Annotated in this window: 20 protein-coding genes; 16 read left to right on the top strand and 4 right to left on the bottom strand. The window is 63.0% G+C overall.

What is annotated here, in order from left to right; genetic code table 11:
* Positions 1-95 precede the first annotated feature (95 nt).
* Entirely contained in the window at positions 96-716 is a 621-nt protein-coding gene (locus tag KTJ77_RS11305) for an RNA methyltransferase (protein ID WP_217338646.1), read from the top strand.
* A gap of 3 nt (positions 717-719) precedes the next feature.
* Here the strand turns inward: KTJ77_RS11305 and KTJ77_RS11300 are convergent, their stop codons facing one another.
* Positions 720-1,202: a hypothetical protein gene (locus KTJ77_RS11300; RefSeq protein ID WP_217338645.1), complete on the bottom strand. Its 483-nt coding sequence runs from the start codon at positions 1,200-1,202 to the stop codon at positions 720-722.
* Positions 1,203-1,237: 35 nt separating this feature from the next.
* Positions 1,238-2,560 carry an MATE family efflux transporter gene (locus KTJ77_RS11295; protein WP_217338644.1) on the bottom strand — a complete coding sequence of 441 codons (1,323 nt, stop codon included), beginning with the start codon at positions 2,558-2,560 and terminating at the stop codon, positions 1,238-1,240.
* A 78-nt stretch (positions 2,561-2,638) separates the two neighbouring features.
* Between KTJ77_RS11295 and KTJ77_RS11290 the strand changes: the two genes are divergently transcribed.
* Positions 2,639-4,603, top strand: coding sequence for a M13 family metallopeptidase (locus KTJ77_RS11290; RefSeq protein WP_217338643.1), 1,965 nt, complete (start codon positions 2,639-2,641; stop codon positions 4,601-4,603).
* Between the two features lies 1 nt (position 4,604).
* Positions 4,605-5,531, top strand: coding sequence for a serine hydrolase (locus KTJ77_RS11285; RefSeq protein ID WP_254367768.1), 927 nt, complete (start codon positions 4,605-4,607; stop codon positions 5,529-5,531).
* A 14-nt stretch (positions 5,532-5,545) separates the two neighbouring features.
* Here KTJ77_RS11285 and KTJ77_RS13465 read toward each other — a convergent pair whose 3' ends face one another.
* On the bottom strand, positions 5,546-5,737 hold the full coding sequence (locus tag KTJ77_RS13465) for a substrate-binding domain-containing protein (protein WP_254367767.1): 192 nt from the start codon (positions 5,735-5,737) through the stop codon (positions 5,546-5,548).
* Positions 5,738-6,008: 271 nt separating this feature from the next.
* Here KTJ77_RS13465 and KTJ77_RS11275 point away from each other — a divergent pair, with 271 nt between their 5' ends.
* From KTJ77_RS11275 to KTJ77_RS11230, 10 genes are all read left to right on the top strand, one after another.
* Entirely contained in the window at positions 6,009-6,380 is a 372-nt protein-coding gene (locus KTJ77_RS11275; protein WP_217338640.1) for a hypothetical protein, read from the top strand.
* Between the two features lie 14 nt (positions 6,381-6,394).
* Positions 6,395-7,705 carry an alpha-hydroxy-acid oxidizing protein gene (locus KTJ77_RS11270; protein ID WP_217338639.1) on the top strand — a complete coding sequence of 437 codons (1,311 nt, stop codon included), beginning with the start codon at positions 6,395-6,397 and terminating at the stop codon, positions 7,703-7,705.
* A 122-nt stretch (positions 7,706-7,827) separates the two neighbouring features.
* Positions 7,828-8,571, top strand: coding sequence for a hypothetical protein (locus KTJ77_RS11265; RefSeq protein ID WP_217338638.1), 744 nt, complete (start codon positions 7,828-7,830; stop codon positions 8,569-8,571).
* Positions 8,572-8,578: 7 nt separating this feature from the next.
* A complete protein-coding gene (locus KTJ77_RS11260; RefSeq protein WP_217338637.1) occupies positions 8,579-9,097 on the top strand; it encodes a hypothetical protein in 519 nt (172 codons plus the stop codon).
* Between the two features lie 284 nt (positions 9,098-9,381).
* Positions 9,382-10,767, top strand: coding sequence for a glycine--tRNA ligase (locus KTJ77_RS11255; protein WP_217338636.1), 1,386 nt, complete (start codon positions 9,382-9,384; stop codon positions 10,765-10,767).
* A gap of 263 nt (positions 10,768-11,030) precedes the next feature.
* Positions 11,031-11,663 carry a hypothetical protein gene (locus KTJ77_RS11250; protein WP_217338635.1) on the top strand — a complete coding sequence of 211 codons (633 nt, stop codon included), beginning with the start codon at positions 11,031-11,033 and terminating at the stop codon, positions 11,661-11,663.
* A gap of 80 nt (positions 11,664-11,743) precedes the next feature.
* On the top strand, positions 11,744-12,358 hold the full coding sequence (locus KTJ77_RS11245; RefSeq protein WP_217338634.1) for a hypothetical protein: 615 nt from the start codon (positions 11,744-11,746) through the stop codon (positions 12,356-12,358).
* 107 nt (positions 12,359-12,465) lie between these two features.
* Positions 12,466-13,056 (top strand): copper resistance CopC family protein, encoded by a 591-nt coding sequence (locus KTJ77_RS11240; RefSeq protein WP_217338633.1) that lies wholly within the window; start codon positions 12,466-12,468, stop codon positions 13,054-13,056.
* A 31-nt stretch (positions 13,057-13,087) separates the two neighbouring features.
* Positions 13,088-13,669, top strand: a complete 582-nt coding sequence (locus tag KTJ77_RS11235) for a copper chaperone PCu(A)C (protein ID WP_217338632.1) — start codon at positions 13,088-13,090, stop codon at positions 13,667-13,669.
* The gene (locus tag KTJ77_RS11230) at positions 13,669-14,895 is read left to right on the top strand and encodes a Dyp-type peroxidase (RefSeq protein ID WP_217338631.1); all 1,227 of its coding nucleotides are present in this window, start codon (positions 13,669-13,671) and stop codon (positions 14,893-14,895) included. The genes KTJ77_RS11235 and KTJ77_RS11230 overlap by 1 nt, the downstream gene beginning before the upstream one ends.
* Positions 14,896-14,977: 82 nt before the next feature.
* On the opposite strand, the gene KTJ77_RS11225 is transcribed toward KTJ77_RS11230, so the two are convergent.
* On the bottom strand, positions 14,978-16,252 hold the full coding sequence (locus tag KTJ77_RS11225; protein ID WP_217338630.1) for an aminoacetone oxidase family FAD-binding enzyme: 1,275 nt from the start codon (positions 16,250-16,252) through the stop codon (positions 14,978-14,980).
* 126 nt (positions 16,253-16,378) lie between these two features.
* Here KTJ77_RS11225 and KTJ77_RS11220 point away from each other — a divergent pair, with 126 nt between their 5' ends.
* The 3 genes from KTJ77_RS11220 to KTJ77_RS11210 all read left to right on the top strand — a co-directional run bounded on the left by KTJ77_RS11220 (position 16,379) and on the right by KTJ77_RS11210 (position 19,903).
* Positions 16,379-17,689, top strand: coding sequence for a M18 family aminopeptidase (locus KTJ77_RS11220; protein ID WP_217338629.1), 1,311 nt, complete (start codon positions 16,379-16,381; stop codon positions 17,687-17,689).
* Between the two features lie 178 nt (positions 17,690-17,867).
* Positions 17,868-19,337, top strand: a complete 1,470-nt coding sequence (locus KTJ77_RS11215) for a cytosine permease (protein ID WP_367948911.1) — start codon at positions 17,868-17,870, stop codon at positions 19,335-19,337.
* Complete coding sequence (locus tag KTJ77_RS11210) at positions 19,334-19,903, top strand: cysteine hydrolase family protein (protein ID WP_217338628.1); 570 nt, start codon at positions 19,334-19,336, stop codon at positions 19,901-19,903. Before KTJ77_RS11215 ends, KTJ77_RS11210 begins: the two co-directional genes overlap by 4 nt.
* The last annotated feature ends 23 nt before the right edge of the window (positions 19,904-19,926 follow it).

Genomic DNA, 19,926 nt, shown 5'->3' with positions numbered 1-19,926 from the left:
GGTACGTCTCACCCATGACGATGGCGAAAAGCCCCGTCACACAGTGAAACAGAGGCGGAACCAGGGGGAGCGGGGCCAGCGATTAGGCTGGATGGGTGAGTGAAGAAACCCCGGAACGGTCAACCCACGGCGTCGGCCCCTGGCAGGGGGAGTGGCCGGAGGGCGACTGGTACGACTCCGAACTGCTCCGTGACGGCGACACTCGCAACGTGATCGACAGGTACCGGTACTGGACGATGGAGGCCATCGTCGCCGACCTCGACACGCAGCGCCACGCGTTTCACGTGGCAATTGAAAACTGGCAGCACGACATGAACATCGGGTCGATCGTGCGAAGCGCCAACGCGTTCCTCGCTGACACTGTGCACATCATTGGTCGTCGCCGCTGGAACCGCCGTGGTGCGATGGTCACTGACCGCTACCAGCACGTTGTGCACCACGAAACGGTTGAGGCCTTCGCCGCGTGGGCAGCAAGCGAAAACCTGCCGATCCTCGCGATCGACAACGTTGGTGATGCCAAGCCCGTCGACAAGGCTGAACTTCCGGAACGATGCGTCATGCTGTTCGGCCAGGAGGGGCCCGGACTCTCTCCCGAGGCGCTCGCGGCAGCCGACGCCTTCATTGAGATCACGCAGTATGGTTCCACGCGCTCGATTAACGCTTCAGCAGCGGGCGCCATCGTGATGTATGAATGGTGCCGCCGCTACGCGAGCTAACGGCTAGACCGACGCGTCCTTCGAGAGCTGCGAAACGTAGATGCCATCGCTCTCGCCCGTGATGCGCAGCGTAATGGTTCCACCACCGGTGAACTTCAGGGCCGTGGGCGTTGCCGCCTCGCACTCCACCGGGGTGGATGCGACCACAATCTGGTCGTCGATGAGCACTTCTGCGGTCACCGATCCCTCAGCGGCGCAGGCAAACTCGGCAACCCAACCGCCGTCCGCGGCATCCTTTGCCGTGGCGTCCACCGGTTCGCCCGGGGTGAGCCTGCCCTCGGAGCGCAGCGCCACCGCAGCGCTTGTCGAGTTCTCCGGCAGGATCTCTTCGAACGTGGGCTGGTCACCAAGGTCAGGCTGCTGCGTCAGCGTGACGGTCGGGCTCGGTGCCTCGCCGTTGGGTGTCGTACCTCCGGCACAACCGGTCAGAGTGAGCAACGCTGCAATCGCAACGGCGGGAGTCGTCAACCACAATCGCTTCGTCATGTGACCAGAGTAGGCCGCATAGCGGCTTCTGCACCCTAAATGTTGCTGTCAATCCACGCATCGGTGCGAATGCGCGCACCGAGTGTGACCAAACGCGCCAGCATGTAGATGCCAAAGAAGCACACGGCGACCCACACCAGACCCGACGAACCGGTCGGGTGCAGTGCGACGACGAGCCAGAGCGCTGGGACGGTCGGAACCAGGTTGATGAGGCCGACGATGGCGAGGTATTTGGCGTCACCTGCTCCCATCAGCACGCCATCCAGCACGAACACCATGCCGCAGATTGGTTGCGCAATGGCGAGCACGAGGAGGGCAGGCATGATGAGCGCGGCGACCTCCGTGCTCCCGGTGAAGAGCAGGCCAATCACACCGCTGAACGCAGCGATGAGTACCCCGACGATCAGGCCGAACCAGGCGCCCCAGGCGAGTGTGCGTCGCAACACGAGGCGGGCCTGTCGGGGATCGTTCTTGCCAAGCGCGAGGCCGACGAGTGCTTGCGCGGCGATCGCGAGCGCATCGAGCGCGAATGCGGCGGTGGAGAACATCGTGAATGCGATTTGCCAACCCGCGAGCTCATCGGTGCCGAGGGAAGTGGCGACGGCAACGGTGAGTAAGAGTGCGAGGCGCAGGCTCACGGTGCGCAAGAGAAGCCACCCGCCGCTGCGGGCGTTTCCGGCGACGCCGTCACGTTGCGGGCGAAGACGGGCTTCATGCTGGCGGGCGAGGCGCGTGACAATCAGCACGTAGGCGCCGACCATGCCCCACTGTGCGACAACGGTTCCTGCGGCTGAACCGCCGATGCCCCAGTCCAAAACGTAGATGAAGATGTAGTTGAGCAGGGCGTTGGCGCCGAATCCGACACCGGCGATCCACAGCGGCGTGATGGTGTTCTGTAGTCCTCGCAAGAGACCCGTCGCTGCGAAGACGATGAGCATCGCGGGCAGACCGCCCATCGAAATGCCGAGGTAAATTGTGGCCTGCTCAGCGACATCAGCGGGCGCATTGAAGAGTGAGATCAGCCATGGCGAGGCGAGATAACCAGCCGTCGCGAGAATGGCGCCAAGGCCCAACGCCAGCCACATGCCGTCAATGCCGACCGAGACCGCCGAACGTGTGTCGCCTGCACCAAACTTTCGGGCGACGGCGGGCGTGGTCGAGTAGGCCAAGAAAACCATCAGCCCGACGATCGTCTGCAAGACGGCAGCCGCGATGCCGAGACCAGCAAGCGGAACCGTGCCGAGGTGGCCAATCATGGCCGAGTCGAGCATCAGAAACAGCGGCTCCGCAATGAGAGCACCAAACGCAGGAAGAGCGAGCGTGAGAATGTCGCGGTTCAGGGTGGAGGGTGCTGTCACGTCTCCAGCCTATGGGTGCGCCGAAAAAGACCCCTCAAACATGGCGGTGTCCCGGGCAGATCGGCATAGGCTGGGTGCATGAGTGCTCTCGTGCCTTCCGGCCTGAAAACCGAAGAATTCAACGACCAGATTCGCCCGCAAGACGACCTGTACCGTCACGTCAACGGTGACTGGATCGAACGCACCGATATTCCCGAAGACAAGGCGCGGTGGGGTTCCTTCAACGAGCTCGCGGAGCAGGCCGAAAAGCACGTACACGAGATCATCGAAGAAATCGTGACGGCTGAACCCGGCACCGACGCCCGTAAGGCGGGCGACATTTACGCCAGCTTCATGAACACCGACGCGATTGCTGCGCATGGCACCGCGCCGCTTCAGCCGTTGCTTGAGCGCGTAGACGCCATCACCGACGTCCCGAGCCTGCTCACCGTGCTTGGCGAGTTCGACCGCGAAGGTATCGCGAGCGTAATCGGCATGTTTGTGGAGCCCGACCCTGGCAACCCTGAGCGGTACGTTCCTTTCCTTCTGCAGAGTGGCATCACGCTGCCAGACGAGAGCTACTTCCGCCTCGATAACTTCGCCACCGTGCGCGAGCAGTACCTTGCTCACATTGAGACGATGCTCACCCTCGCAGGCATCGACAATGCCGCCGAGCAGGCGCAGCGCATCTTCGACCTGGAGAAAGAAATCGCCTCCCACCACTGGGACAACGTGCGTAGCCGTGACTCCGTCGCGACATACAACCTGCGCACGTGGGCTGAAATGCAGGCGGCCATGGGCGTTGACATGACGCCGTGGCGCGACGCGGTAACGCCGAACAGCACCGCCGCGCTGGATGAGGTCGTGCTGTACCAGCCCTCGTTCTTTGAGGGGCTCGGAACCATGCTGACGGCTGAGCGTGTTGCCGACTTCGTTTCGTGGTTGCGCTTCAAGGTCGTGCACGCGGCTGCTCCCTACCTGACGGACGAGCTGGTGAACGCAAACTTTGCGTTCTACGGCACCGCGCTTACGGGTGTTCCGGTGATCCGTGAGCGCTGGAAGCGCGGCGTTTCGCTGACCGAGGGTGCGATGGGTGAGGCGATCGGCAAGGTCTATATTGACCGTCACTTCCCGCCAGCTGCGAAGGAAGCGATGGACGACCTCGTCGCGAATGTGGTTGAGGCCTACCGCCAGAGCATCGCGAAGCTGGATTGGATGGGTGACGAGACGCGCGAGCGCGCCCTCGACAAGCTCTCCAAGTTCACGCCCAAGATCGGCTTCCCGGTGAAGTGGCGCGACTACTCGTCCCTCGAAGTCTCGGCTGATGACCTGCTCGGCAACGTTCGCGCCTCGGCCGTACACGAACACGATCGCCAGTTCGCTCGCGTGGGTGAGCCGATCGACCGCGACGAATGGTTGATGACTCCGCAGACCGTGAACGCGTACTACAACCCGCTCATGAACGAAATCGTCTTCCCTGCGGCCATTCTGCAGTTCCCGTTCTTCGATGCTGACCGCGATGCGGCCGCCAACTACGGCGGTATTGCTGCCGTTATCGGTCACGAGATCGGGCACGGTTTCGATGACCAGGGTGCCACGTTTAACGGCGACGGCAAGCTCGAAGACTGGTGGACCGAGGCTGACAAGAAGGCCTTCCAGGAGCGCACCGCGTCTCTCATTGCGCAGTACGACGCCCTGGTTCCGGTCGGTCTCGACGACGCGAACACCGTGAACGGTGCCCTCACGATCGGTGAGAACATCGGCGACCTTGGCGGCCTGGGCATCGCGCTTAAGGCATACGAACTGTCGCTTGGCGGCGCTGAGGCTCCGGTCATCGACGGATACACCGGTGTGCAGCGTCTGCTGCTGAGCTGGGCTCAGGTGTGGCAGCAGAAGTCACGCGAGGCGGAGACGATTCGTCTTCTGACGATTGACCCGCACTCGCCTGCCGAGTTCCGTTGCAACCAAATCGTGCGCAACATTGATGCCTTCTACGAGGCGTTTGATGTCACCGAATCCGACGAACTGTGGCTTGATGCGGATCAGCGCGTCACGATCTGGTGATATGACTCCGCGTACCCGTCGGGAGCAGGCAGCGGCTCAGGCCGAGCTGTTGCCTGCCCGTCGTGGTGCCCGGCATGCGTCGAGGCGCATTGACGCCTCTAGGCGTGGGTTTGCCGCGACGCTTCGTGCGCTCGAAGAGCTTGCGGCGACGGGCGCGCAAGTGTCGCTCCACGTGCGAGACGTGGACCGCGACAATGTCGTGGTCGCTGGCGATGACTATGTGTCGCAGCCGATTGGCGGCCTCGGCGCTGTGGCGGTACTGCTCGAAGTTGCCGTGCAGTTTGATGCGGGCACGCTCGACCCCGCCGAACTCGTTGACCGCTCCAACGTGGTTCCAGCCCCCGTCGCCGGAATTTGGAACCACCTCGCCGCCACCAACTTCACTCTCGCTGACGTCGCCGTATTAGCTGCAGCGACCGGTGATCCTGTCGCGACAAATGCGTTGCTTGCGCGCGTCGGAACCGAGGCGGTGCGGGTGCGGCTGGAGAGTTTGGGGTTGACGCGTCTCGCCGTCCTGGACGGATTTCGCGACAACCGCGGCCCGGACGACGCCCCGGATCTTGCGGTTGGTTCCACGCGGGAAACCGCGGGACTCTTTGCCGCGCTTGTAAACAGCAAGGTTGTTGACCCTGCCGTGAGTGCGCAGGTGGCAGAGTGGCTGAGTTTGAACCAAGACCTCAGCCTGGTGGCATCGGCGACGGGTCTGGATCCGTTCGATCACGAAAACGACAAGCACCGCATTCTGTTCATCAACAAGACGGGTCGTGCCGAGGGTGTCCGGGCCGAGGCCGGGGTGCTTGCCGGGCCGCGGGCGGGCGTTGCTTACGCCATCACGGTGTGCTTCGATGACCTTTCCATCGTGCACCGACTGCGTGTGCACGATGCGATGCGCACGTTCGGCATCGAACTGATGGAATACGTGTTCTGACACACGCTCGGGCGTTACGGCGCAGGCGGCGCGGCGGTGGACGAGCGAACGATGAGTTCGCTTCGCACGGGTTGGGTGGCGGTTGCCGAGCCGGTGCCCTCGATCTGTGCGATCACGCTCAGCGCCGCGGCGGCACCGACTTCATCGAATGGCTGCCGCACGGTCGTGAGCGCGGGGGACGCGTAAGCGGCAAAAGTTAGCGCCATACAATTTGGCGGGGGCGCTGCAGAGGGTGCGCAGGGCCAGCGCCGGAACCAGCGGTTGGTGGCGGGGGCTTCGCTGCGGTTCGTGTCGCCAAACCCGTATTTGGTCGTGAGGCCCGGTAAGAATGGCCCCAAAAGTACGGGTCTCGCGACCGAGTACGGGTCTCGCGACAGAGCGAGGGCGCCGGAACCATGGGCTGGGGTGCGGGGGAGCCTGCGGAACCAGAGGCGGGGTTCCGGAACCACGGGTCGGGTGCCGGGGTAGGGTTTCAGCATGTTGTCTGCTGACGCCACGCCCCACCGCCGAGCCGACCGCGAGATCGTGGGGTGGATCGTGCCTGCGGGTGATCTCTGGCAGGGCGTCGATGTGCTGGGGCGCACGGTCGGGGAGCCAGCCGAATGGCTCGACGTCGAAGAGAGGCTCGAAGAGTGGGGCATCAGCTTTCTGGCCGACGCATGGACGCTCGAACTCCCCGAAGGCCCGACCCGCGTGCGCCTCGTCGAGGTCACGCCCGACGGCATCGTCGTGAAAACCGAAGACTTCGGCGCGATCGATGCGCCGACCACGCGATACGACCTGCCCTGGCCCGCGCCGACCACCCTCCGGCCCACTCGCGCAGACGACCCCAATCCGTTCTTCTCCTAGCTAAGCTGACGGGCATGAGCAACGAAGCTCCGAGCGGCGTTGGCCGCAGTGCCCAGTCCGCAATCTTCCGTGCCGGCATCGGCGGAACCGCACCCCAGGTTCCGGTCGACCCCTCTGTGCTCTTCGACGCGGCTCGGCGAGCGCTGTCGAAAGAAGCCGCCGCCTACATCTTTGGCGGTGCCGGCGTTGAGCGCACCATGGCCGCCAACCGCGCCGCATTCGATGACTGGCAGGTGTGGCCGCGTCCGCTCACAGACGTCAGCATGAGAAACCTCGAAACCACGGCGTTCGGGGTTACCAGGCCGACGCCATTCATTCTCGCGCCTCTCGGCGTCATGGAGATGGTGCACCCCGAGGCAGACTTGGCGGTCGCACGCGCAGCGGTAACCGCACAGATGCCATATGTGCTCAGTAACCAAGCGTCCTTTCCCATGGAAGACGTTGCCGCAGAGGCGCCAGCTGGAGAACGCTGGTTTCAGCTGTATTGGTCGGCATCTGACGAACTGAACGAATCTCTTGTAACGCGAGCCGAAGGTTCCGGTTGCACAGCCATCGTCATCACTGTCGACACGCACCTCCTCGGCTGGCGCACCCGCGACCTTGACCTCGGGTACCTGCCTTTCACACGGGCCATGGGCATCGCGCAGTACCTCACCGACCCGGTATTTAAGAGGTTGGTGGCAGCGCGGGTGGCGGAACCACAGGGCCAGCGGGCCGCGGTGAAGATCACTCCGAAGGCGGTACTGGCGGGTATTTCGATCGCCCGCAAGGGCGAATCGCTGACGGGCGCTGGCCTGCGGGACAGCCTGAAGTCGCCGCTGCCGCGTGCCGCGGTTGAGACATTTCTTGACGTCTTCTCGACCCCCGCGCTGACGTGGGGCGACATTGTGCGGGTGCGCGAATGGACGAGCTTGCCCATCATCATCAAAGGCATCGTGCATCCCGATGACGCGGTTCGCGCCCGGGATGTTGGCGTCAACGGAGTATGGATCTCAAACCACGGCGGGCGCCAGATTGATGCCAGCGTGCCGACGCTCTACGTGCTGCCTGAGATCGTCGCGCGGGTTGGCGGTGACGTCGAGGTGATCTTTGACTCCGGCGTGCGTGGCGGTGCCGATGCGCTTATTGCGCTGGCCCTCGGCGCCTCGCTTGTTGCGATCGGTCGACCGTACGCCGCGGGCCTCGCGCTCGCGGGAGAAGACGGGGTGCGGGAGGTGTTGCGCAACCACCTGGCCGAGCTCGACATCACGATGGGACTCGCCGGTCGCACGCGCATCAGCGACCTCGACCCGACCGTGCTGCGGCACCGTGGGCGAGCCGATTAGGCGGGGCCCGCGCACGGGATATGTGGGCCGGGGATCGCTGTCTGGGAGGGGGTGGTGGTGTGCCCAAAGAATTGACATACTCGGTGCAACAAAGGCGGAAGCCCGTTAAAGGAGCGGAATCAATGATCACGGCATCACGGCATCACGGCATCACGGCATCACGGCATCACGGCATCACGGCATCACGGCATCACGGCATCACGGCATCAGGTAAGCGAGCGGCCAAGATCGGGCTGGTAGTTCTAGGAACTGTCGCTCTCTGCGGCGCGTCATTCTTGCCCTCGACATCTGTTGCGGCCTCAGAAGAGAATGAATCGCCAACGCGCGGATACTTTGCGGGTGTAAATGAGACTGCCCCTCTGTCATTCGGCGGGTTCGATGTGGAACGCGCTGCAGAAAACGGCTTCGATGTTCGAACGGATCCGCAGGGCTGGCAATACGCAGTACCTTTCGGCACTCCCGAGGACAGTATGGAAGGCGCGGAGTTTCGGTTTCACCCGGTTCTTGGTGTAACGGAGCTTCTCGGCGAACCAAACCCTTCGCCGCGGAACACAGTCGGCGGTGAATGCGGGACGAGCACGATCACGCTCTACACAAGGACCTCTGGATATACCGCGTACAACCTTAACGGGAGCATGGGCGGGGCCATTTATCACACGTGGAAAGTTGGCGTCAGTTCCCAGACGGCAAACGCGATTGTAGATAAGAGTGGGTTACCACCGTTCCCGACGGTCAGTTTGAGTTGGGGAACCGACTTCACATTCGACGTCGGGCAGAGCTCCACGGTGTACGCCGCCATGGGTGAGGGCGTCGTTGAGACGGTGCTCGGAATTTGCTATTCTACCGGCCCTTCCGACTCGATCTAGAGGAATCATGGAGCTTTCGGATGTCATAAAGGCCCGACGCAACGTGGACCGCGCACGCGCATTCGGGCAACCGCTCCTACATTCTGCGTATCCGCAGGCTTCGGTGGTGGGGTATTCATTGAACGCCGTGAATGACGTCGACAAGAGTATTGAAGTGAACCACGTCGTCGGGCCGCTCGGTTCGCCGAATATGCTTTGGTTCTCGACACGCACCTCAATCGCGACGGAGCTACCGGACGAACAACTGCTATCCCATGCCATTTCGGTCGTGATGAACAAGCTCATGCCCGAAGTGGGAGTTGAAGCTGTACTGGCTCAACGGGGCCTCCTTGTTGCGGAACTGCAATCTCTTGACCATCGTGTGCACTCGATCGTCATCGACGAACATCCAACCCGTGCGTTCGGCTTCGAGTATGAAGGAGTCACCTTTCTCTGCGTCGAACTTCGGTCTGCCGTCGTCACAACAGTGGCTGCACCGGAGCACATTATTGATGCGGGCTTCGTCACGAGATTTCCGACGGAGTGAGCGCCGAATAGACACGTCTGCTCACTTGATCGATGCTTACGCAAATTTCTTCGGCGCGCGGTAGACCAGCTCGTGAGCCTTTGCGAGGTGCTCGTCGGTGATCTCGTAGTGCGCTCGGGGCACGAATTGATCGGTATCGAAGATCGCGACGGCGCCTTCTGGGATGCCGCCAGCTGACCTGACCGCGCCTTTGCGGCGAACGCCGCGCGGGTAGGATGGGTGAGCGCGGCCTTGCGTGCGCCGCGCTTTCGAAACCCCACCCCTTCACGACCATTGGAGCCACCATGGCCGAGCAGTCCCGTCTCGACAAAGTCATTGCCCTCGCCCGTCACCGCGGGTTCGTTTTTCAAGCGGGTGAGATTTACGGCGGTTCGCGTTCGGCGTGGGACTACGGCCCCCTCGGTACCGAGCTGAAGGAAAACATCCGTCGCCAGTGGTGGCAGACGTTCGTGCGCGGCCGTGGCGACATGGTGGGCCTCGACTCGTCGATCATCTTGCCCAAGCGCGTGTGGGAAGCATCGGGTCACGTCGCGACGTTCTCCGACCCGCTGATCGAGTGCCTGCAGTGCCACAAGCGTCACCGCGAAGACCACCTCATCGAGGCGTTCGTTGCGAAGAAGGGCCGTCAGCCGGAGAACGGCCTCGCCGACATCGTCTGCCCTGACTGCGGAACCCGCGGCAAGTGGACAGAGCCGAAGGCGTTCTCTGGCCTCGTTAAGACGTACCTCGGTGTCGTCGACGATGAGTCGGGTCTGCACTACATGCGCCCCGAGACGGCCCAGGGTATTTTCGTGAACTTCGCGAACGTGTTGACCGCTGCGCGCAAGAAGCCGCCGTTCGGTATCGGCCAGGTTGGTAAGGCCTTCCGCAACGAAATCACGCCCGGAAACTTCATTTTCCGCACCCGTGAGTTCGAGCAGATGGAGATTGAATTCTTCGTACCGCCCGCCGAGGCCCAGGAATGGTTCGACCACTGGGTACAGGCGTGCTGGGACTGGTTCGTCGACCTGGGCGTCAACCCCGAGAACATGCGCCAGTTCAACGTGCCCGACGACGAGCGCGCGCACTACTCCGCCGCCACGATCGACTTCGAGTACCGCTTTGGCTTCCAGGGGTCGGAGTGGGGCGAGCTCATGGGCGTCGCCAACCGCACCGACTTCGACCTGTCGAGCCACTCAGAAGCGTCAGGTCAGAGCCTCACGTACTTCGACCAGGCTTCCGGCGACCGTTACACGCCGTACGTCATTGAGCCGTCGTTCGGCCTGACGCGTTCGATGATGGCCTTCCTCGTTGACTCCTACGTCGAAGAAGAGGTTCCGAACGCGAAGGGCGGCGTAGACACCCGCACGGTGCTCAAGCTTGACCCGCGCCTCGCACCGATCAAGGTCGCCGTGCTGCCGCTCAGCCGCAACGAGAAGCTTTCGCCACTCGCGCGCCAGGTGGCCGACGAACTGCGTGGCAACTGGAACATCGACTTCGACGACGCTGGCGCGATCGGCCGCCGCTACCGTCGCCAGGACGAAATCGGTACCCCGTTCTGCGTCACCGTTGACTTCGAATCGCTCGAAGACAACGCCGTGACCGTGCGCGACCGCGACACCATGGAACAGCAGCGCGTCGCTATCGACGAACTGCACGCCTTCCTCGCCGAGCGCCTTCGCGGAGCGTAAGCAAACGAACAACGGAACGTTCCCTCGAGCAATTGAGGGAACGTTCCGTTGTTCATTCCACCGGTCGATGAGCGAGCGTCCCCGCTGGCGCGCAGCGAGCAGCAGGCGAGACGAAACGTGCGGCCGCCAGCTGAACCCAGACCCAGTCGTTAATGTGGGGCGGTGCAGGCACTGAGATCGGTGCAACCGCCACGGGGGGAGACTTGTGGTTGAGTAGGCGGGTGAGCACGCCTGTGACCAGACCGCCAGTCTCCCTGGTGCGAGTGACGGTTGCCTTGGTCGTGACGACGCTGGTGCTCGGCGGGATCGGGGCGGCGCTGCGCGATCAACCCGATGACAACTCGATGCGCGGCATGGCGCTCGGGTTCGGCGGAGCACTGCTCTCGGGCTTTGTGATCACGGGAATCGTGTGTTTTCGAGACATCATCAGGCGACACCTGCTGTGGGCGATTCCTGCACTGTGGGTGGCCTCGGCTCTGGCATGCGCGGCAACTCTGCCTGCTGACGCTCCGGCGGCTGACTACATCATGCCCGCGGCGCTCCCGCCGCTCTTGATGATGATCGGCGTCCTCGTCTTCCTGGTCATCGGCTGGCCCTTAGCGATCCTCGTGATCAGCGTCGTGAAGCCGGGCCGATATCCGGCGTCACTCGTGTGGGGCTGTGCGGCGGCCATCACGTTCGCTGGCACGTATCCGTTTGTCGCTGCCGCCGTCGCGACGCCGCGATCTCTGACCCGGTGGGGGCAGGGCGGTGAAATTCTCGGTGCGGTTCTGGGCCTCAACGACCTGCCGATTGAGAACGAAACGGCGCTGTGGTTCACGCGTGCGTTCCTCGCACTCTCCATCGCGGTCGGGATCATTGCCCTCGTGCAAGCCAAGCGTGAACGCGCACGCTAAGCAGACCCTGCGCATAACGACCAGCGCAGTGAGGGAGCCGAGTCGTCCGATGACCGCAACAAACCTGGCAGAATAGAAGCATGCGTTCGCCTCGTGTCACTCGCGTCCTTCGCGGCTCGGTGGCTGGCGCGTTCGCAACTTTCGTTGCGCTGATGTCGCACGTTGCCGCCGGCGGCGCGCTTCCCGGATGGGTCGGCATCGCGGTTCCGCTCGTGTTGTCGATGCTGCTGTGCATCGTCATCGCGGGCCGCAAGCTTTCAGCCACTCGCACCCTCATCGGCGTGAGCGTCAGCCAATTCTTCTTCCACACGCTGTTCATCCTCGGCACGGCTTCCAGCCCCGCGGGTGGCACTTCGATCGGTCACCATAACCACGGCGCCATGGTCATGACCGAGTGGGAGACGGCCGCGACCCTCATCACCGCAGACACCACAATGTGGGGTTGGCACGCGCTCGCGGCAGGCGTGACCGCCGTCGTCATGTACCGTGCCGAACGTGCCGCCGTCGTGATGCGCGCGCTCGCCGCCGCGATCGGCGCCTGGCTTCGCCGCGTCATCGCCCTGCTCGTTGGCATTCTTGTCGACCCCGCTCGCGCAACGCGTAGCGTCGTTGACACCACGGTTCTTCCGGCGCTTGATCGCCTCTTCGTTGCGTCCGCCTGGCGGCGCGGCCCACCAATCGCACGCGTGCTCTGACTCCCTCCGCTGAGCAAGCGGAATCCTTCACCCCTAAACGCCTCAGGCGTCGGGGGATCAACGCGTAGCCTGATGCTTCGGGCATCGGCGCGCAGATGGGTCACATCATGCGTATTGCACGTGTTTCGAGCGCGGCGGCACTTGCCGCGCTGCTGGTTCTCGCGTCGGCTCCCGCCGCGTTCGCGCACGAAGAGCTGATCTCGAGCACTCCCGCCGTTGGGCAGGAGTTCGAGACGGCGCCCGAGACGGTCACGCTGAGGTTCTCGGCAGAAGTGATGACGATGGGTGCGGCGATCGTTGTGGTCGATGCTGATGGCACCGACTGGGTCGTCGACGAACCTGTCGTTGACTACAGCGAAGTCATCGCAACGCTCGAACCGGGCATGCCAGAAGCCGGATACGAAGTGCGTTGGCGCGTCGTCTCCAGCGACGGACACCCGATCAGTGGAATCATTCCGTTCACCGTTGGTGACGCGGAACCACTGGTGCGCGAGAGCGCCGCACCAGTGGCTCAGGAATCGACGACAGCGGAACCAGGATCAGCGGAAGAAGAGCAGAGCACAGCAGGCGACGGGGGAGTACCCCGCGCCCTCCTCATCGGGGGAGCCGCGGCTGTTATCGCCGCCGCCGCATTCACCCTTTTCTCCGTTACTCGTCGGCGCGCACAGCGTACCGACACCGAGACGACCGATGCCTAACATCGCGTCTCACAACATAAGGACTATTGCTATGACTTTTAAGAACACCGCCTCCATCCGTTTCGCTCGCCTCGGTGCCCTCGTCGCTGTCGGCGCCCTCGCTCTCACGGGTTGCACCGTTGTCGCCAACGAGCCGGGCATGACGCCGACGTCCACTGAGGCCGCGGCTGCCACCGTCGCAGGAGATGCCGTCACGGTGCACGATGCGTGGATCAAGGCCGTCGAGTCGGGCATGACGGGTGCCTTCGGACACCTGGAGAACACCGGAACGAGCGACGTCACGGTGGTGTCGGTTGCGACTGCGGTTTCGCACATGGTGGAGCTTCACGAAACCGTCGAAACCGACACAGGTGAAATGAAGATGCGTGAGGTCGAGGGCGGATTCACCATCCCCGCAGGCGAAACACTCGCGCTGGAGCCCGGCGCGAACCACATCATGCTGATGGGCATTGAGTCACCGCTCGTTGCCGGTGACGTCGTCACCTTCACGGTCACCTTCTCCGATGACTCGACGCTCGAGTTCGAAGCTCCGGTGAAGGACTACACCGGAGCAAACGAGAGCTACGACGACCTCGAGCACGGCGACGGCGACCACGAGGGTATGGATCACTAATGACGAAAACCGATTCGGGCGCGCGTCGGCCTGGATCGACCCGGCGACAGTTCCTCCTCGGAGGCGCTGTCGCCGGCGTCGCGGCCGCCGCAGCGATCGGCGTTGACTATGCGCTGAACTCGTCATCCACGCCAGCGAAAACTCCCAGCCCGACAGGCGAACCGGTCATCCACGGTGGCGAAACGGTGGCGTTTCACGGGAAACATCAGGCAGGCATCGCCACCGATGCCCAAGCACACGGCACCTTCATCGGTCTTGACCTCAAGCCCGAGATCGATCGCGGGGGCCTGCGTCGCCTGATGCAGATCCTCACCGACGACGCTGCCCGACTCACCGCGGGAGAACCCGCGCTCGCCGACTCCGAACCCGAAATGGCGATCACCCCCGCGCGGCTGACGGTCACCTTCGGATTCGGGCCCGGCTTTATCGCCCGAGCCGGTGGTTCCGGCATCTCGCAATTGCCCGCCTTCGGTATTGACCGGCTGCAACCCGAGTTCAGCGAGGGCGACCTGCTGATGCAGATCGCGGGAGATGACCCCACAACCGTTGCGCACGCCGCCCGTATGCTGCTCAAAGACACCCGCAGCTTCGCGACGGTGCGCTGGACGCAGCACGGGTTCCGTCGCGCCTACGGCACGGAAGCGCCCGGAACCACGATGCGCAACCTGTTTGGTCAGGTCGACGGAACCGCGAATCCGCGCCCGGGTACTGCCGACTTTGACACGGTGGTGTGGCGCGCGGACGGCTGGTTGGCGGGCGGAACCACGATGGTGATCCGCCGGATCCACATGGATCTGGAGGGCTGGGATCGCGTCGACCGTGTGGGGCGTGACCAGTCGGTGGGGCGCAAGCTGAGCAACGGGGCGCCGTTGACCGGCGTGAACGAGCACGATGAGCCCGACTTTGAGGCCAAGAACCCGATTGGGTTTCCGGTCATTCCGGAGTTCTCACACATGCGCCGCTCGCGGTCAGATAACCCGACCGAGCGCATCTTCCGCCGTGCGTACAACTACGACATCCCGCCGGTGGGCGAGGAGATCTCCAACTCGGGGCTCATCTTCGCTTCGTTCCAAGCCGATGTTGACGCACAGTACGTACCGCTGCAACGCCGGCTCGATGAGCTCGATCTGCTGAACGAGTGGACCGTGCCGATCGGGTCATCAGTGTTCGCGATTCCGCCCGGTTGCCAGCCCGGAGGCTACATCGGCGAGACTCTCCTCGGTTGACGCGGTCGTTGAGCGAAGGTAGCGAGACGAACGTCGTATCGTGCGGTGGGGCGTTTTCGTTTCGGGCGCTGCGCGCCTTCGCTCAACGGCCGGTCTCGGAAGCTACGGCTTGACCGGCGACGAATCCGGTCGTCCAGCAGATCTGCAGCGAGTAGCCGCCGGACGGCCGGTTAATGTCGAGCAGGTCACCGACGACGAACAGGTTGTCGATCAGGTTTGACCGCATGGTTTTCGTGTCGATCTCGCGGAGGTCGACGCCCCCATCGGCCACCACGGCGCGATCAAAACCCATCAGGTTGCTGATCGTCAGCGGGATGCCCTTGACGAGCCTGACCAGCTTCTTGCGATCCTCTTTACGCAGGCTGTGAACCTTCACCTCGGGATCGAGTTCAGGCAACAACATCCGCGGCACGTGCCACACGCCGTTGGGGAGCCACTCCTTCAGCACCGTCTTCAGCGCCTTGTTCTTGTGGAGTTCCAGAAGCTCCATGAGCTCTCGATCGCACGCGCCTTCATCGAGGTGCGGGAAGAGGTCGATCTCGGCCGTCACCGTGCCTGCTTCGAGTAGTTCGCCGACCTGGGCTGCGCTATTCAGAATCGTCGGACCGGAAATGCCGAAGTGCGCAAAGAGGATCCGGCCCTGGGCCTTGAATTGTCGCTTGCCATCGAGCAGGAAGGTGACTCGGCCTTCGACCGTTTTCCCGCCGAGTTTGGCTACCCACTTCTCCTTCGTGGCCAAAGGCACAATGCCGGGGCTCGGTTGACGGACGGTGTGTCCGAGCGATGTCAGCCAGCCGAAGCCAGCTCCGGTCGAGCCAGTCTCTGGTCGCGACATCCCACCTGTCGCCAAGATGTACGAGTCGGCACGAAACTCGCCGCGCTTCGTGCTGACGGACCTGAGCAGGTCGCCGTCGCGATTGAGCGATGTCACTGCGCAGTCAAAGATGATCTCGACCTGACCGTTTTTGAGGGCCCTCGAAAGGACAGCGGTGACGTCAGTGGCTTTCTGGCTCACCGGGAACGCTCGGTTGCGAGCCTCGACCTGCAGCGGCAGCCCGCGGCTTTCAAAGAATTCGAAGGTGTCGCTCACCGCAAACTGCGAGAACGGGCTGTGCAGAAAGTTCACTGCCTTGCCGTAATGCGCCAGCAGGCTTCGGGTGTCGTACTCGGCATTGGTGATGTTGCATCGACCACCGCCACTGATGTTCAGCTTCTTTCCGAGCGAACGGTTCTTTTCCAGCAGGAGAACCTTTTTGCCTGCCTCCGCTGCGACAGCTGCCGCCATCATGCCGGCGGGTCCGCCACCAACAACCAAGACGTCGTATCGATCAGTCGGTGGATTTTCAAACGTGTTCATATGTCCCGCCAAGCACGCCGTATGTGGCCACGGCTCCACTCAGGATAGTTGAACGGAACCAGGGGTGCGGGTTGCGGCATATGAGACGGGTGCCGACGGCGCTCGCGGGCCGCGGACTACGATTGAATGGACGACCCGGAGGTTGAATTGTCTGTCACCGCTGATGCGATTGCCCATGCCGAGGATCTTGCCGATTTTGTTGCGGCTTCGCCCTCGAGCTACCACGCTGCCGAAGAGGTAGCCCGCCGCCTCGAAGCCGATGGTTTTACCCGTCTGGCGGAAGAAGATGCCTGGCCTGACCAGCGTGGCGGCCGATTTGTCATCGTGCGTGACGGTGCCGCGATTGCCTGGGCTGTTCCCGCAAACGCCACCGCAACGACGGCCAACCGCGTCTTCGGTGCGCACACCGATTCGCCCGGATTCAAGTTGAAGCCCAAACCCACGACCGGCGCGCACGGCTGGCTGCAGGCGGGTGTCGAGATCTACGGTGGCCCACTGCTGGCATCATGGCTCGACCGTGAGTTGCGTCTCGCTGGCCGCCTCGCCATGAAGGACGGCTCTGTCGTGCTCGCCGCGACTGGCCCGCTGCTGCGGTTGCCGCAGCTCGCGATTCACCTGAACCGCGAAGCCAATGACCACCTCGCCCTCGAAAAGCAGGTGGAGACCCAGCCGGTGTGGGGGCTGGGTAACCCTGTCGACGCCGACCTGCTCGCCGAACTGGCTGACGCCGCTGGCGTCAACCCCGCAGACATTCGCGGCTTCGACGCCGTTGTCGCTGACAGTGCCCGCGGCCAGGTCTTCGGCAAAGACAACGCCTTCTTCGCGAGCGGTCGCCTCGATGACCTTGCTTCTGTGCATGCGGGTGTCGTCGCCCTCGGCGACATTGCCCGCGACGGCTTTGATGGCGACCACATCCCCGTTCTTGCCGCCTTCGACCACGAAGAAATTGGTTCCGCTTCGCGCTCAGGAGCGGCTGGCCCCATTCTCGAAGACGTTCTCGTGCGGATCTATGCCTCGCTCGGTGCCGATGACGCGCAGCGTCGACAGGCTTTCGTGTCATCGTGGTGCCTCTCGAGCGACGTTGGTCACTCGGTGCACCCCAACTACGCAGGCAAGCACGATCCCGTGAACAAGCCGCTTCTTGGTTCCGGCCCGATCCTCAAGATCAACGCCAACCAGCGCTACGCCACCGATGCCGTCGGCGCAGCCGCGTGGATTGACTGGTGCGAGCAGGTCGACGTCACGCAGCAGGAGTTCGTGTCGAACAACTCGGTGCCGTGTGGCTCGACGATTGGCCCGATCACAGCGACGCGCCTTGGTCTGCGCACGGTTGACGTGGGCATTCCGATTTTGTCGATGCACTCCGCACGCGAGCTCGCTGGAGTGAGTGACCTGTATGACCTCTCGAAGGTTGCCGGAGCGTTCTTCACGAAGTAGCTTGCCGGAAACGGGGCGTGCATGACCGGTCGGTCGCACGCCCCGTTTCGCAGGTTCCGGCGGCTCGTTACATTTTTATATCTTTGAGAAATAAGACGATGAAAGTTGTTCCCTCCGCTAGGTGACAGTGCCACACTGATGCTCAGAACTATTCAGCAACGGAGCCGACGGAGGCATCGTGTCTACTCAGAGCAGTGACGGCATTCTCACCGGATCAACCCTTATCGAGCGCAACGGCATCGAGATCATTCCCGAGTCGGAGCGCACCGCCAAGCCCTCAGACCTGTTCTGGCCGTGGTTCGCGGCCAACGTGTCGGTGTTCGGTATGTCGTACGGGTCGTTTGTCCTCGGGTTTGGCATCTCGTTCTGGCAGGCGACGATCGTGTCCATCGTCGGCATCGTCATTTCGTTTGTGCTGTGCGGTTTCATCGCGATCGCAGGTAAGCGCGGCTCAGCACCCACCATGGTGCTCTCGCGCGCGGCGTTCGGTGTGGAGGGACAAAAGGTTCCCGGCATCATGAGCTGGATCGTCTCGATTGGGTGGGAGACGTTCCTCGCGATTCTCGCCGTGCTCGCCACGTCGACGGTGCTGACGCAGCTCGGTGTGTCGAATGAGTCGAACGACATGTTCATCAAGATCCTCGCCACCGTGATCGTGGCGGCGCTCATCGTCACCGCCTCGGTGCTGGGCTACCACACGATCATGAAGATGCAGGCGGTGCTGACCTGGCTCACGGGTATCGTCACGGTGATCTACATCTTCCTCACCGTCGGTCACATCGACTTCGGCGCCGTGATGTCGGTGCCAGCCGGAAGCATGACGGCCGTCATCGGCGCGCTCGTCATGGTGATGACCGGCTTTGGCCTCGGCTGGATCAACATCGCCGCCGACTGGTCGCGCTACCAGCACCGCGACGCGAAAGACTCCAGCATTGTGTTCTGGAACACGATCGGTGGTTCCGTCGCCAACGTCATTCTGGTGACCTTCGGTCTGCTGCTTGCTGCTTCTGACCCCGAGCTCAATGCCGCCATCGCCGCCGACCCGGTGGGTGCGCTGGCCACAATCCTGCCGATTTGGGCACTCATCCCGTTCTTGCTGACCGCGATCCTCGCGCTGGTTTCTGGCGCCGTGCTCGGAATCTACTCCTCGGGCCTCACACTGCTGAGCCTCGGCATCAAGATTGCGCGCCCGAAGGCGGCCGCGATCGATGGCCTCATCTTGACCCTCGGAACCATTTACGTCGTGTTCTTTGCCGAGAACTTCCTTGGCCCGTTCCAGTCGTTCCTGATCACGCTCGGTGTTCCGCTCGCCGCATGGGCAGGCATTCTGATTGCCGATATCTTCAGCCGTCGCGCCGTCTACAACGAAGACGCGCTCTTCGACAAGAAGGGCATTTACGGTGCGTGGGATTGGATCTCGGTCGGAACCTTGATTGCCGCCACGATTATTGGCTGGGGTTTCGTACAAAACAACTTCGCCGACGATGCCGCCTGGAACAACTGGCAGGGCTACCTGCTGGGTCTCGTTGGTGGTAAGGACGGTGACTGGGGCTGGGCGAACCTCGGCGTGCTGTTCGCTCTCGTGATCGGCTTCGTCGTGACTTTCATCTTCCGTCGCGGCATTATCCGTCGACAGGAGCAGGCATGACATTGCGGGTCGATCGCGACGCTTGGCTCGTCGTGATCGACCCGCAGGTCATTTTCGCGGCACCAGACTCTGACTGGGCGTCGCCCTTCTTTGATGAGGCGTTCGCGAACATCCGTGCGCTGGCGTCGGCGTTTGGTGAGCGGGTCATCGTGACGCGCTGGGTGCCGACGGCCGATCGCGAAACGTCGTGGGGTGAGTACTTCGCCGCCTGGCCATTTGCCGACCAGCCGGCCGACAATCACCTCTTCGACTTGGTTCCTGAAGCCCGTGATCTCAGCCCGCTACCGACCGTTGACCTCCCCACGTTTGGCAAGTGGGGTGAAGCGCTTACCGACATCACCGGGCCCGCCCCGAAGCTTGTGATCACCGGCGTCTCGACGGACTGCTGTGTGCTCTCGACCGTGTTGCCAGCAGCGGATGCGGGAGCGTGGGTGACCGTCGCGACGGATGCGTGCGCGGGGTCAACGGCTGAGAACCACGCGGCCGCCGTGCATGTGATGGGGCTGTATCCGCCGCAGATTTCTCTCGCGACGACGGCTGAAATTCTCGCCGCTACTTCTCACTGAGTTTTCTGGCCGCCACTTCGTAA

The sequence above is a fragment of the Microbacterium sp. NC79 genome (assembly GCF_019061125.1).
GTDB lineage: Bacteria > Actinomycetota > Actinomycetes > Actinomycetales > Microbacteriaceae > Microbacterium.
This window is presented reverse-complemented; position numbering and strand designations above follow the sequence as displayed.